The following is a 14,507-nucleotide window of genomic DNA, read 5'->3' on the forward strand; positions in this document are numbered from 1 at the left end:
AGTTTGCATTTTCTTTTTTATTAGGAACATTATGAAAATTATTTACATTATTTTAGGTTTTCTTTCACTTGCAATTGGCATCATTGGCATTTTCCTTCCTCTTTTGCCTACCACGCCTTTTTTATTACTTACTTTATTTTTCTTCACAAAAGGTTCAAAACGCTTAGAACAATGGTTTTTAGGCACAAGTATTTATCAAAAACATCTCAAGTCCTTTCATGAAAATCGATCATTAAAGAAAAATACCAAAATTTGTATTTTGACTTTTGTTACCACAATGCTACTAATTGGTTTTTATTTCACGCCAAGTGTAATAGGGCGTAGTGTTATTGTTGCGTTGATTTGTATTAAGTTTTGGTTCTTCTTATTTTGGATTAAAACCGAAAATGAATAATTTTCTCGCTTTGTGCCAGAGAAGTGCGGTTATTTTTTCTATTATTTTTACGGTGGTGGCTTGTGATAAAGTGGATAGTCCCAAGCCTATTTCGCCACAAGTTGAGACACCAAAAAATACTCAATTAGAATCTAACCGAGTTGAATTAAAATGTGGTGTTTATGGCGATTTGACTTTGCAACCTTGGCAAGCACAAAGCGAAGAACAAACTCAATTATTACGGGATCTTTTTGAAGGCTTAACAGCTTATGATGCGCAAGGTAATCTTGTTCCAGCTGTAGCAGAAAATTGGCAAACCGAAGACAATAAAACTTGGATCTTTACTTTGCGTGAAAATGCCAAATGGTCAAATGGCGAGCCTATCACTGCATCAGATTTTGTACAATCTTGGCAAACACTTTCTCAATCTGAAAGCCCAATTAAAAATTATTTGGCTTTTATGAATGTGAAGAATGCGAAGGCAGTATTGGAAAAAGCGTTATCTGTTGAATCCCTAGGATTGTTTGCCGAAAATGACCGTACTTTACGCATTGAATTAGATAAAGCATCGCCATATTTGCCTTCTATGCTGGCACACGTCAGCCTTTTGCCTCGCTATGCTAAATCGACTGAAACATTTATCAGCAATGGTGCATATCAATTACAAAGTCAGTCTGAAAATCAGCATATTTTAACTACCAATCCTTATTACTGGGCAAAAGAAAAAGTGATATTTCAACAAGTGAAGTATCAAAAAATTATAGCAGATGCAGATTTGTCTGATTTTGATGTTGTAATGAATCCGAAAAAAGTCGATCAGAATATCCAAGATTATCCGCAACTTTGTACTTACTTCTATGAGTTTAATCTTTCCGATCCTGTGTTACAAAAAAGTGCGGTAAGAAAAGCCATTGTTTCGATGATTTCTACCAAGAATTTGGTTGCAGATATTGCTCATCTTCATCCTAACAATACTTTTTTGCCAAAATCGATGCTCGGAGAGCAAGAATCTGTTTGGGAGCCAGTTGTTGCAGAGCAGCTTCTTTCCCAAAATCAAATTAATGAAACTCGTCCATTGAAATTACGTATTCGTTATGATGATTCATCTCTGAATCAAACCATTGCAATGCGATTAAATCATCAATTATCACAATCTGATTTATTACGAGTTGAAAATCAAGGGACGAGCTGGCAAGAATTGCAAACAGCTCGCACAAAAGGCGATTTTCAATTAATTCGTTCTGGCTGGTGTGCTGATTTTAATGATCCTGCAGCCTTTCTAAATTTATTCTATTCAAAAAGCCCAGATAACAAAAATGGCTATAAAAATGCGGAATTTGATCGTTTATTTGAAAATGCAATGACGACGACATCAGAAAAAGTGCGGTTAGAAAATTACGTAAAATTGAAAGAGATGATTCAGCAAGAACATTTAGTGTTACCTATTTTTCAATATAGTACGCCAGTTTATCTCGCACCAAGTATAATGGGTGCGCAAGTAAATTCTGTCGGTGTCATTTACAGTAAAGATTTGTGGAGAAAGGTTAAAAATCAGTAATCGCGCTTGCAATCAAGGAAAGAATTCTTTAAGATTGGAGGCATTGGGGACAACTCCTACATCGTCCCCTTGCGATTATCTTAGATAACTGTGCCTGAACAGCTAACTAAACAACAGGTAATCAAGAAAATGAAAAAGGCAATTTTTTTCATTTTACTTACTCCTGATAAGCCCCGATCTTTGGAATACGAGACGGGGTTTCTCGTTTTTGGCAATATGCTAAAAAATCCTTCGATTATTCCGTAATTGAGAGTTTAAATAAAAAAGCCACACTGTTCAATATAACAGTATGGCTTTTTTAACATATATTATTTTACTAAATAATCTCTTCTTGGCAATGTGGGCAAGTCATTAAATGTTGTTCATCATTGTTATGCACAATGTAATGCCCCATTTTTTTCGCTTTAGTATCAAGATATTTTGTATTGTAGCGGTTTTCGCCAACATTAAGTGGAACTCGCTCAACCACGTTGATACCCGCTTTTTTCATCGTTTCCATTTTTTCTGGGTTGTTGGTCATTAAGCGAACTTTTTTTACACCGAGTAGTTCGAACATATCGGCACAGACTTCGAAGTTGCGTTCATCTGCTTTGAAACCTAAAGCAAGATTGGCTTCAATGGTATCCATTCCTTTATCTTGTAAAGAATAAGCACGGATTTTATTAATCAAACCAATTCCGCGGCCTTCTTCACGATGATAAATTAAGACACCGCGACCTTCTTCTTGAATTTGTTTCAACGCTGTCGCCAGTTGGAACCCACAATCGCATTTTAAGCTGTGAAGCGCATCGCCAGTTAAACACTCAGAATGGATGCGTGCTAACACAGGTTCGTCAGCATTAGAAATATCGCCCATTACTAAGGCGACATGTTCTTTTTTGGTATCTGGAAATTCAAATCCCACCATTCTGAAAATACCATATTCAGTGGGTAAATTGGCTTGCGCAACTAGCTGAATTTTTGCCATAAAGTGATCCTTATTCGTAGTCATTTTTGTTAGAATGCGCGCGTTATTTTTTATTATCAAGGGGCGAGCATGTTTAAAAGGCTGTCATTATATACGTTATTACTTTGTCTTGTACCATTTTTTATTTGGGGTATTTCCTATCAGTGGCATGGTAATAGCCAATTAACTCAAGCTGATTATTGGCTTTATTTGCTCACTGAAACGGGTAGCGTACCTTATGCGTTGATCACTTGTGTGTTATTTACGCTTTTATTCGCGTTTTTATTTAAAAATCCAAAACAATGGATATTAGCCGTAATTGTGATGGGGATTTCAGTTATTGCAACTCAAGCCGCAAAAACAGGGGCAAAAGCATTATTTGAAGAACCTCGTCCGTTCACGGTTTATCTAGCTGAGCAAACTCACTCAACGCCTGAAAATTTTTATAAAAATGACCGCACTTTGCGTGCAGAAATGGCTAAGAATTTTTATTCGATGGATTCCATTACACCAGCTTGGTTAGTTCATCATTATGAAAATGAAACGGGGTATTCTTTCCCCTCGGGGCATACGATTTTTGCGGCAACTTGGCTAATGCTTGCTGTTGGCTTTACCCAATTATTGGGTAACCGTTCTTTTAAAGCAAAATTACTGGTAGCAGGTATTGCGGTGTGGGGTTTATTGATGTTGATTAGCCGTGTTCGATTGGGCATGCATTATCCAATTGATTTATTAGTGGCGACATTACTGGCATGGTTGATTAATAGCATTATTTTTGCCTTTTTGAAGAAAAAGGCGATCTTCGTCATGAAATAGTAACATTAAGAGATAATTCAACATAGGATAAAATGGGAGTTGAATAAGAGAGAGTATTGCCCATCTTGTATATCTGGTTCTGCTCTAGGCAGAAAACCAAATTGTAGAAATGAAATCAGATAATTTTTCACCAAAAAACTGATAGTTAATACTAATATTATTATCTTTATTAGGTCGAAAGACATAGCCCTGTTCCAAAGGGATTGAGGTAGATAGAGATTTATGATTAATAAAAATATCGAAAAGCTAAAAGGAGTAATAAAGGGCGTATTGCACGCCCTATTATTTTCAAGAAATGTACTAAATTATCAGCTAAATTTAGCCGCACTTTTATAAATGTTTCACTCTCCGTTTCACTTCTTCTTGTTTTCCTGCATTAAATGGGCGGGCATCAGGGCTGCCTAGATAGCCACATACGCGGCGAGTGACAGACACTTTTGTACTATCGTGATTGCCACATTTAGGGCAAACAAAACCTTTACTGGTACATTCAAACTCGCCGGTGAAACCACATTCATAACATTCGTCAATCGGTGTGTTGGTGCCGTAATAAGGCACGCGATCGTAGCTATAATCCCACACATCTTCCAATGCTTTTAAGTTGTGTTGAATATTTGGATATTCGCCGTAGCAAATAAAACCGCCGCTGGCGAGTGGGGGATATGTCATTTCGAAATCTAGTTTATCGTAAGGATTCACTTTCTTTTCTACATCTAAGTGGTAACTATTTGTGTAGTAGCCCTTATCTGTTACGCCTTTAATCACGCCAAATTTTTTGGTGTCTAGACGGCAGAAGCGGTCGCATAAGTTTTCGCTTGGCGTGGAGTAAAGGCTGAAGGCATAGCCTGTTTCTTTTTGCCAACGTTTAACTGCCTCACTAAGGTGGCGAACAATCGCAATGCCTTTTTCGCGTAATTGTTCATCATCAAAAATATGCCCTTTGTTATATAGCGCATTAATGGTTTCGTGAATACCGATATAGCCAAGGGAAATAGAGGATCGTCCATTTTTGAAAATTTGTGCCACATTTTCATCCGCTTTTAACCGCACTCCGCATGCGCCTTCCATATAAAGAATGGGGGCAACGCGAGCTTTGGTATTCTCAAGGCGGGCAATACGCGTCATTAATGCTTTTTTCGCAATAGCTAAACGTTCATCTAAAGTGCGGTAGAAATCTTCTTCGTTTTTAGACTCCAACGCGATATGCGGTAAATTCAAACTTACCACACCAAGATTATTACGCCCATCGTGAATTTCGTGACCGTTTTCTTCATATGCACCTAAAAAGCTACGGCATCCCATTGGTGCTTTAAAAGAGCCCGTGACTTTGACAACCTGATCGTAATTGAGAATATCTGGATACATACGTTTTGATGCACATTCCAATGCGAGCTGTTTGATATCGTAATTCGGATCGCCTTGAGTTTGGTTCAAGCCTTTTTTAATAGTGAAAACCAGTTTTGGAAAGACTGGCGTTTTATGATTTTTTCCGAGTCCACGAATCCGATTTTTCAAAATAGCTTGCTGAATTAATCGGGATTGCCAGCTTGTACCTAAACCAAAACCAAAGGTAACAAAGGGGGTTTGCCCATTCGAAGTATGTAGTGTATTAACTTCATATTCTAAAGATTGGAAGGCATCGAAACATTCTTTTTCAATTAATGCTTTTGCGTAACCTTCAACATCAGGCACATTCCATTCTTGGGCATGTTTGAGGTGTTTTTCGTAACTGATTTGTACATAAGGGGAAAGTACTTCATCAATACGATTAATGGTTGTGCCGCCGTAAATATGGCTGGCAACTTGGGCGATAATTTGAGCTGTCACTGCCGTTGCGGTGCCAATGGATTTAGGGGGTTCGATTTCCGCATTGCCCATTTTGAAACCACGAGAAAGCATTCCTTCTAAATCCACTAACATACAGTTAAACATTGGGAAGAACGGCGCGTAGTCTAAATCGTGATAATGAATTTCACCTTTTTCGTGAGCCTCCACCACATCGCGTGGAAGAATATGGTGTTTGGCATAATGTTTTGCCACAATTCCTGCTAGCAAATCACGTTGCGTTGGAATTACTTTCGCATCTTTATTGGCGTTTTCGTTAAGTAATTCTACGTTGCTTTGTTCAATCAAACCTTCAATTTCTTTTGTTAGCTGGCTACGTTTTTCGCGAGCTAAATCACGATCATGACGATATTCGATATACGCACGAGCAACCTCAGGATAACGACTTGCCATCAATTTATCTTCAACGATTTTTTGAATCTGATTAATATCAATCTCTCCTTGATGATGGGTGAATATTTCATTTCCTACTTCTTGCCCAATTTGGTGGCAATAAAATTCATCGGAAATATTGACCGCACTTGTGGCTTTTTTAATGGCATTGATGATACGTTGAATCTCAAACTCTGCACGAGAACCATCGCGCTTGATGACCCCAAAGTTACTCATGATATAGCTCCAATATATAGTGTTTTTGAAATGCGAGATGCACTATATATAGATCTAAAAAGATAATCAACACACGATATGTAGTGTTTTTAGACCTTTTATCGTAAGATAATTTTGTTAAAGATTGATTTTATTAGAAAAATATCAAATCAAGTTGTTGAGATCTTTTCTCAAATGTTTTTTGGTTTTGTGATCAATATCACAATGTTTACTTTTGGGGTTATAGGTTTTGAGAAAAAATAGTCTATGGTAAAATAGATGAGTATTTAACAGAGGTAAAAATGATGACTGATAAGCTAAATTTAAATGTATTAGACGCTGCATTTTATTCGTTAGAGCAAACCGTAGTACAAATTTCAGACAGAAATTGGTTTGATATGCAACCCTCTATTGTACAAGATACTTTAATTGCAGGTGCAATTCAGAAATTTGAATTTGTTTATGAGTTAAGTTTAAAAATGATGAAACGCCAACTTCAACAAGATGCAATTAATACCGATGATATTGGGGCTTATGGATTTAAGGATATTTTGCGAGAAGCATTGAGATTTGGTTTGATTGAAGATATGTCAAAATGGGTTGCTTATCGTGATATGCGTAATATTACATCACATACTTATGATCAGGAAAAAGCCATGGCTGTTTATGCACAAATTGATGATTTTTTAATAGAAAGTCGTTTCCTATTGGAACAATTACGTCAGAGAAATTAATATGACTAGTTTTGCACAGCTTGATATAAAATCTGAAGAATTGGCGATTGTGAAAACTATTTTACAACAATTAGTACCTGATTATACCGTATGGGCTTTCGGTTCTCGTGTAAAAGGAAAAGCAAAAAAATATTCCGATCTTGATCTTGCGATTATCTCTGAGGAACCTTTAGATTTTTTAGAGCGTGATAGATTAAAGGAAGCTTTTTCTGAATCAGATTTACCGTGGCGCGTTGATCTTCTAGATTGGGCTACAACGAGCGAAGATTTTAGGGAAATTATCCGTAAAGTTTATGTAGTTATTCAGGAAAAAGAAAAAACGGTCGAAAAACCGACCGCTCTTTAGACAAAATATAAATTAAGTAGCCACCATTACCATCGCTGGGCGAATGACTCGACCATTTAAGGTGTATCCTTTTTGCAATACGACGCTAATTTGATTGGTTTCAAAGCCTTCAGCAGGTTGCATTGAAATGGCTTGATGTAAGTCAGGATTAAATGCTTCACCGACAACTCCCACAGCTTCCACGCCAAAACGCCCAACGGTTGAAACTAATTCTTTTAAGGTCAGTTCTACGCCGTCAAATAAGGCTTTTACGCTTTCATCTTCTTTATTTGCTGGAGTGGCAAGCGCACGCTCTAGGTTATCGATAGTATTCAAAATGTCTTTTGAAAATTTTTCCAAAGCGAATTTATGTGCTTTTTCTACGTCTTGTTCAGTACGACGACGAAGATTTTCAATTTCAGCACGAGAGCGAAGTAAAATATCCTGTTCTTTATTTGTGGCTTCTTCTATTTGAGTTTTTAGCTGCTCTTCAAGCTCTTGCACGCGGGCAATTGCTTCTTCTAAAGGATCAAGTTCTTGAGAAGACTTTGTTTGTTGTGTTTCTTCTACAACAGAGTCTTCTTGCTTTTCTACTTCTGGGGTTTCAATTTTTTGTTCTTGTTCTGACATTTTTTTCTCCGTAAATACAAAATTCGCCATAGTCGTTAGCTATAGTCTAACAAAAAACTATATAATGACGAAAATGTTAAATTCAAGTGCGGTTTATTTTATGAATAATTTATATCGTTCCTTTAAAACCATTGGGCTTGTAGGAAAACCTAGAAATGATATTAACCTACAAATGCACAAAAATTTGTTTCACTGGTTAACGGAACGCGGTTATCAAGTAATGATGGAAAAAGATGTTGCTGAAAAACTGGGGCTTCCTGCAGAAAATCTTGCAACACTTGATGAAATTGGTTGCCAAGCACAGTTGGTTATTGTGATTGGTGGTGATGGCAATATGTTGGGTCGTGCTCGCGTATTAGCAAAATATGATATTCCATTGATTGGTATCAACCGTGGTAATTTGGGATTTTTAACGGATATTGACCCGAAAAATGCCTATTCCCAGCTTGAAGCTTGTTTAGAACGTGGCGAATTTTTTGTGGAAGAACGTTTTTTATTGGAAGCAAAAATCGAACGAGCAAGTGAAATTGTATCAACGAGCAATGCGGTAAATGAAGCGGTTATTCATCCCGCTAAAATTGCACATATGATTGATTTTCATGTGTATATCAATGATAAGTTTGCATTTTCACAACGTTCTGATGGATTAATTGTTTCTACTCCAACAGGCTCTACGGCTTATTCTCTTTCCGCTGGTGGCCCGATTTTGACACCTAATCTTAATGCGATTGCGCTAGTGCCTATGTTTCCACATACATTAACTTCTCGTCCTCTTGTTATTGATGGCGATAGCAAAATATCGATTCGTTTTGCTGAACATAATACCTCTCAATTGGAAGTGGGGTGTGATAGTCAAATTACCTTGTCTTTTACTCCAGATGATGTGGTGCATATTCAAAAAAGCGAGCATAAACTTCGTTTGCTTCATCTGAAAAATTATAATTATTACAATGTGTTAAGTAGTAAATTAGGTTGGTTAAAATCATTTTGATTATGGTAAAAATTTTCGATTGAAATAGATTTGACAAAATACTGTAAAAAAATCCTTTACTGTAAATTAAATCAGTTATATCATGTTAAATATACAGTTAAAGGGGTTTATTATGCTTACTCAACTTACTATCAATAATTTTGCGATTGTTCGCCAGCTTGATATCGAATTGGCGAAAGGAATGTCTGTTATTACTGGGGAAACTGGGGCTGGTAAATCTATCGCCATTGATGCTTTAGGTTTATGTTTCGGACAAAGAGTAGAAACCTCAATGGTACGCGAAGGACAAGAACGTGCAGAAATTTGTGCAACTTTCCAACTAGAATCGAAAAATCCTGCTTATCACTGGCTGAGTGAGCAAGAATTACAAGATCCAGATAACCCAACAGAATGTATTTTACGTCGTGTGATTAATGCCGACGGACGTTCTAAAGCTTTTATTAATAGTACACCAGTATCCGCTTCCCAATTAAAAGAAATTGCTCAATATCTTGTTTATATTAATGGGCAGCACGTTTCTCAATTATTGCTAAAAAATGACTACCAGCTTCAGTTAGTTGATAATTTTGCCGCGCATTCAGAACTGCTTACAAAAATGCGTGAAGACTATCAGGCATGGAAAAATCTGCAAAATCAAGTAAAAACCTTTCAACAGAAAGTGGCAGAAAATGAAGCTCGTAGACAACTTTTACAATATCAAGTGGATGAACTGGATGAATTTAATCTTCGACCAAATGAATATTTGGAATTAGAAGATGAACAACGCCGTTTATCTAGCAGCGAACAGCTAACCCAACTTTCTCAATCAGCCTTGCAAATTTTAAGTGAAAATGACACGGTAAATATCGATAACTTGCTTTATCGTGCGACACAATATATTGATGAATTAGCTGAACTTGATCCTCAATATGCTGAAGTGCAAAGTATGTTGAATGATGCGTTGATTCAAGTGCAAGAAGCAACCAGTGAAGTGCAAAATTTATCGAGTAATATCGAACAAGATCCTCAACTTTTACAGGAAATCGAACAGAGAATTAGTCAGGCTTTACAACTTGCTCGTAAACATCAAGTTAAACCTGAAGATCTTGTGGAACATCATAAAAAATTGAAAGCGGAATTAACCGCACTTTTAGATTTTTCTGAAAGTGAAGAAATGCTGATTGAGCAAGAAAAACTGGCATTTGAACAAATGAAATCAACGGTTACAGCATTAACAGCAAGTCGTCAGAAATCAGCAAATCGCTTAGCGCAAAATGTCACGCAGTCGATAAAACAACTTGCAATGGAAAATGCAGAATTTTATGTAGAGTTGAATACGGATTTAGATAAAGTAGGATCAAACGGTGCGGATAATGTGATTTTCACTTTGCGTAGTAATTTAGGACAACAACCACAGCCATTAGCTAAAATTGCTTCTGGTGGAGAACTTTCTCGTATTTCTTTAGCGATTCAAGTTTTAACTTCTGATCAATCGGCTATTCCAACCTTAATTTTCGATGAAGTGGACGTGGGTATTAGTGGAAAAACAGCAAGTATTGTCGGAAAACTTTTACGTCAATTAAGTGAACGCTGCCAAGTATTATGCGTAACGCACTTGCCACAGGTTGCTTGTCATGGCCATCATCAGTTCAATGTAGAAAAATTTACTGTGGATAATAAAACTGAAACACAAATGACCGCACTTTCACAAGCTGAACGTGTACCAGCCTTGGCAAGACTCTTGGGCGGAAGTGAAATTACAGAATTAGCCTTAGCCAATGCACAGGAAATGCTAGATTTAGTTCATTAAAATGGGATTTAATTGCTATTTTATGAACTAAATAGCTTATCCCAAAATGCTTGAATAAATGACCGCTCTTTGACAAATTCAGTTTCATCTACGACAGGGGATTTACCTATCAAATTCAAATGATGAATGGTATTGCGTAAATCGACATAACATTGTTTTAATGTGTCGCAGTCTGTTTGACTAATAATTTTAGCCTCTGCCATATCATCGAAAATACGAACATTGTCTGACCATTTTGTCAGTTGTGGGTTTTGTGGGGCATTAGCAAGCATTAAATATTGAGCGATAAATTCAATATCAGTGATACCACCGCGATCTGTTTTAAGGTTAAATTCCCCATCTTTTGAATGAGACAAATGGGCAAACATTTTTTCCCGCATCTCCACAACATCTCGCTTTAATTGCTCAATGTCTCGTGATGTAGAAAGTACTTGTTGGCGGATATGTTCAAATTTCGTTTTAAGAAATGATTCGCCAAATACAGGGCGAGCACGCACAAGTGCTTGTTTTTCCCATGTCCAAGCGTCGTTCAATTGATAATGGGCAAATGCAGAAAGAGAGCAGCCAATTAAGCCTGCATCGCCAGAAGGGCGTAGGCGCATATCTGCCTCATAAAGTACACCAGCGGAAGTATTTATGCTGAAAATACTTACAATCTTTTGCGCCAAGCGTAGGTAAAATTGATTGCTATCAATCACTTTTTTTCTACCTGTTGTTTGGCTTTCTACAGCATCGTACAAAAATACGAGGTCTAAATCGGATTTATAACCGAGTTCAATACCACCCAGTTTTCCATAACCAATAACTAAAAATCCTTTTTCATCATTTTGTAAATGTTCAGGCACGCCAAATCTAGAAGACATTTGTTTCCAAGCTAGATTCACAACCACTTCAATAATGGCTTCAGCAAGATAGGTTAAATGATCGCTTACTTTCATTACTGGCAATGCACCTAAAATATCTGCCGCTGCTACTTTTAATACGGTTGCTTGTTTAAATTGACGTAAAGCATCAATAATCTGTTCTTCATCATCAGGTGGTAAACGAAGCAAATATTGGTGTAACTCTGCAGGATATTGGGTAAATGGCAATGGATGGCGTAGTGCTTCTGTATTAAGCAATTCATCTAATAAGATAGGATGACGAGCCAGTTGCTCTGAAATAAGTTGAGACTGCGCACAAAGTTCAATAACTTGCTGAAGTGCGTGAGGATTTTCCAACAATAATTCTAAATAAGTCGTTCTGCTCGAAATTTTCTCAATAATATTTAGAATGCGGGGAAGCAAAGTGCGGTAATTTTCTTGAGCAAAAATAAGAGTAAATACCGTTGGCATTAAATGACTTAATACATCACGCCCACGTGTACCTATAATTCTGTGATTTAGGTTATTTTTGAATTGAACAAGTTGTTCTAAAATTTCATCAATATTATTTTCTGATACACCACTCTCTAATAATGTTTGTTCAATATCCTCAAAATCAGTCTCTAAAAAATCTTGCCATTGGCTATCAGTTGGCGACGGTTCATTTTGTTCATCACCGATTAATTGAGTAAATATCGCCCGCACTTTTTCTTGTTTTTGTTGCAAAGTGTGGTAAAAATCATCCCAATTTTCTATTGGATAATATTTTTCAATGGTTTGATTATTTTCATTTAAACAAGTAAATTTTTTACAGGCTTCTACTAAACGAATTTGATCTATTTCATTGGCTGGTAGTGTTTGAGTTTGTTGATCGTTAATGGCTTGCAGAATGTTTTCTACGCGGCGTAAAAAAATATAACTTTCACGTAAATCGTAGAATTGTTGTTCAGTAATTAATCCTAGTTTGGTAATTTCAGGCAAGATCTTTAAGAGTGAATGTTGTTGCAAATTGATTTCTCGCCCGCCTCGAATAAGTTGAAAAACCTGCACGATAAATTCGACTTCGCGAATACCACCTGCACCTAGTTTAATATTGTCTTTCAAACCACGACGGCGTATTTCTCGCTCAATTTTGCCTTTCATTTCACGTAAAGATTGAATCACACTAAAGTCAATATAGCGACGATACACAAAGGGGCGTAACATTTTTTTCAATTTTGAAACCTTGGGATCCTTTGTTTGTGCGCCCAATACTCGCCCTTTAATCATCGCATAGCGTTCCCAATCTCGACCTTGATCTTGATAATATTGTTCCATTGCCGCAAAGCTGAGAACAAGCACACCGCTGTCACCAAATGGGCGTAAGCGCATATCGGTTCGATACACAAAACCATCAGAGGTAAATTCATCTAAGGCAGAAATAAGTCGTTGCCCTAAACGTGTGAAAAATTTTCCGTTATCCACAGGACGCCGAGCATTAGTATTATTAATGCAAGTTTCCCCTTGTGACGGATAAGTGAAAATTAAATCAATATCCGAGGAAAAATTGAGTTCAAAGCCGCCTAATTTCCCCATGCCTAGAATATAAAGCTGTTGCGGGTTGCCTTGTTCATCCATTGGCGTACCCATTTCCGCACAGGCTTGATGATAAAGCCAATCGTGGGCAGCGATAATTAAACCCTCTGCAAGTTGTGAAAGCTGAACAAAAATTTCTTCTACAGTGGCAAGATTCAAACTTTGACAAAAACTTAATTTTGCCATTTCAATATTACGGAATTGGCGTAATGTTTGATAGAGTGCGGTTTCGTCATGTACATTGGCTAACTCTCTATTCAAACGTTCAGTATAGGAAGAGCAATCTGCAAAACAGGGCGATTTTTCCCACCATTGTTTCACTAAGTGCGGGTATTTTTGCAAGACTTTTTCCACAAAGTCAGACATTGCCATAGCATAGCTTAATTGGTAAATAGGCAGTTCAGGGTGGTTTGAATTTTGTTGAATGGCGTCGTGAATTTTTTCTGGGGAAAGTTCTGGAAAAGATTGGTACAGAATTGTGCCAAGAGATTGTAATTTTTGTTCAATGAGGGCAGAAAGTGCGGTCATTTTTTCTAACCTTTTTGATAGGAATCTAAGTGACGTAATACGGTTTCTTTCGCTTGTTGAGGTTGCAAACTATCCAGCCATTGTATTGGTGTTTTCCAACCGCGTAGCCAAGTGAGCTGGCGTTTTGCAAGTTGGCGCGTTGCACAGATACCACGGAAAATCATTTCTTCGTGATCGTAATCGCCTTGTAAATATTCCCACATTTGACGATACCCTACACAGCGAATTGACGGCAGATTAATATTTAAATCGCCACGCGTATAAAGTTTTTCTACCTCTTCTTGAAAGCCCAGTTCAATCATTTTATGAAAGCGTTGTTCAATGCGTTCATGCAAAACATGGCGATCTTGCGGCGCAATTGCAAATTGCACAAAATCATAAGGCAAGGCTTCGCCTTTTTCTTCAGTCAGCTCTGTGAGTGATTTTCCCGTGATATAAAAAACCTCTAAAGCACGATTGATTCGTTGAGAATCACTCGGATTAATTCGGGCGGCAGAAATGGGATCGATTTTGGCGAGTTCTGTATGCAATGCTGCCCAACCTTGTTGAGCTGCTTTTTGTTCAAGATCGGCACGAATATTTTCATCAGCAGAAGGCAAGGGCGAAAGCCCTTCGATTAAGGCTTTGTAATACAACATCGTACCACCCACTAGTAACGGGATTTTGCCTTGTGCGGTAATATCCGCCATTTCGCGTAGCGCATCATCGCGGAAATTCATCGCGGAATAGCTTTCTGATGGATCTAAAATATCAATCAAACGGTGAGGTGCAAGGGCAAGTTCTTCTTTTGATGGTTTCGCTGTGCCAATATCCATTCCCTTATAAATAAGAGCCGAATCCACACTAATCACTTCGACTGGAAGTTGGCTTCGTAGTTGAATAGCTAAATCCGTTTTGCCTGAGGCCGTAGGGCCCATTAAAAAAATTGCGGTTGGTTTCATGAAGA

The 14,507-nt window shown here is 37.5% G+C and carries 12 protein-coding genes; 7 read left to right on the forward strand and 5 right to left on the reverse strand.

Annotated features, from left to right (window positions below; all coding sequences use genetic code 11):
* Positions 1-31: 31 nt before the first annotated feature.
* Both DQN24_RS04370 and DQN24_RS04375 read left to right on the forward strand, forming a co-directional pair.
* Positions 32-394: a YbaN family protein gene (locus DQN24_RS04370; RefSeq protein WP_021035560.1), complete on the forward strand. Its 363-nt coding sequence runs from the start codon at positions 32-34 to the stop codon at positions 392-394.
* Entirely contained in the window at positions 387-1,931 is a 1,545-nt protein-coding gene (locus DQN24_RS04375; protein WP_111695433.1) for a peptide ABC transporter substrate-binding protein, read from the forward strand. Before DQN24_RS04370 ends, DQN24_RS04375 begins: the two co-directional genes overlap by 8 nt.
* 316 nt (positions 1,932-2,247) lie before the next feature.
* On the opposite strand, the gene ribA is transcribed toward DQN24_RS04375, so the two are convergent.
* On the reverse strand, positions 2,248-2,898 hold the full coding sequence (gene ribA, locus DQN24_RS04380; protein ID WP_050847160.1) for a GTP cyclohydrolase II: 651 nt from the start codon (positions 2,896-2,898) through the stop codon (positions 2,248-2,250).
* Positions 2,899-2,967: 69 nt separating this feature from the next.
* Between ribA and DQN24_RS04385 the strand changes: the two genes are divergently transcribed.
* On the forward strand, positions 2,968-3,693 hold the full coding sequence (locus DQN24_RS04385; RefSeq protein ID WP_111695434.1) for a phosphatase PAP2 family protein: 726 nt from the start codon (positions 2,968-2,970) through the stop codon (positions 3,691-3,693).
* A gap of 330 nt (positions 3,694-4,023) precedes the next feature.
* Here DQN24_RS04385 and nrdD read toward each other — a convergent pair whose 3' ends face one another.
* On the reverse strand, positions 4,024-6,147 hold the full coding sequence (gene nrdD, locus DQN24_RS04390) for an anaerobic ribonucleoside-triphosphate reductase (RefSeq protein WP_111695435.1): 2,124 nt from the start codon (positions 6,145-6,147) through the stop codon (positions 4,024-4,026).
* 281 nt (positions 6,148-6,428) lie between these two features.
* Here nrdD and DQN24_RS04395 point away from each other — a divergent pair, with 281 nt between their 5' ends.
* Both DQN24_RS04395 and DQN24_RS04400 read left to right on the forward strand, forming a co-directional pair.
* Complete coding sequence (locus tag DQN24_RS04395) at positions 6,429-6,860, forward strand: HI0074 family nucleotidyltransferase substrate-binding subunit (protein ID WP_013527237.1); 432 nt, start codon at positions 6,429-6,431, stop codon at positions 6,858-6,860.
* A gap of 1 nt (position 6,861) precedes the next feature.
* Positions 6,862-7,206, forward strand: coding sequence for a nucleotidyltransferase family protein (locus tag DQN24_RS04400; protein ID WP_005690991.1), 345 nt, complete (start codon positions 6,862-6,864; stop codon positions 7,204-7,206).
* 12 nt (positions 7,207-7,218) lie between these two features.
* Here the strand turns inward: DQN24_RS04400 and grpE are convergent, their stop codons facing one another.
* Complete coding sequence (gene grpE / locus DQN24_RS04405) at positions 7,219-7,815, reverse strand: nucleotide exchange factor GrpE (protein ID WP_145983612.1); 597 nt, start codon at positions 7,813-7,815, stop codon at positions 7,219-7,221.
* A 100-nt stretch (positions 7,816-7,915) separates the two neighbouring features.
* Here grpE and DQN24_RS04410 point away from each other — a divergent pair, with 100 nt between their 5' ends.
* The gene (locus tag DQN24_RS04410) at positions 7,916-8,806 is read left to right on the forward strand and encodes an NAD(+) kinase (RefSeq protein WP_041175426.1); all 891 of its coding nucleotides are present in this window, start codon (positions 7,916-7,918) and stop codon (positions 8,804-8,806) included.
* Positions 8,807-8,918: 112 nt separating this feature from the next.
* Positions 8,919-10,595, forward strand: a complete 1,677-nt coding sequence (recN, locus tag DQN24_RS04415) for a DNA repair protein RecN (RefSeq protein WP_111695437.1) — start codon at positions 8,919-8,921, stop codon at positions 10,593-10,595.
* Positions 10,596-10,615: 20 nt separating this feature from the next.
* On the opposite strand, the gene glnE is transcribed toward recN, so the two are convergent.
* On the reverse strand, positions 10,616-13,561 hold the full coding sequence (gene glnE, locus DQN24_RS04420; RefSeq protein WP_111695438.1) for a bifunctional [glutamate--ammonia ligase]-adenylyl-L-tyrosine phosphorylase/[glutamate--ammonia-ligase] adenylyltransferase: 2,946 nt from the start codon (positions 13,559-13,561) through the stop codon (positions 10,616-10,618).
* A 5-nt stretch (positions 13,562-13,566) separates the two neighbouring features.
* Positions 13,567-14,502: a tRNA (adenosine(37)-N6)-dimethylallyltransferase MiaA gene (gene miaA / locus DQN24_RS04425; protein WP_111695439.1), complete on the reverse strand. Its 936-nt coding sequence runs from the start codon at positions 14,500-14,502 to the stop codon at positions 13,567-13,569.
* Between the last annotated feature and the right edge of the window lie 5 nt (positions 14,503-14,507).

Source organism: Haemophilus influenzae, from assembly GCF_900475755.1.
GTDB classification, from domain to species: domain Bacteria; phylum Pseudomonadota; class Gammaproteobacteria; order Enterobacterales; family Pasteurellaceae; genus Haemophilus; species Haemophilus influenzae_D.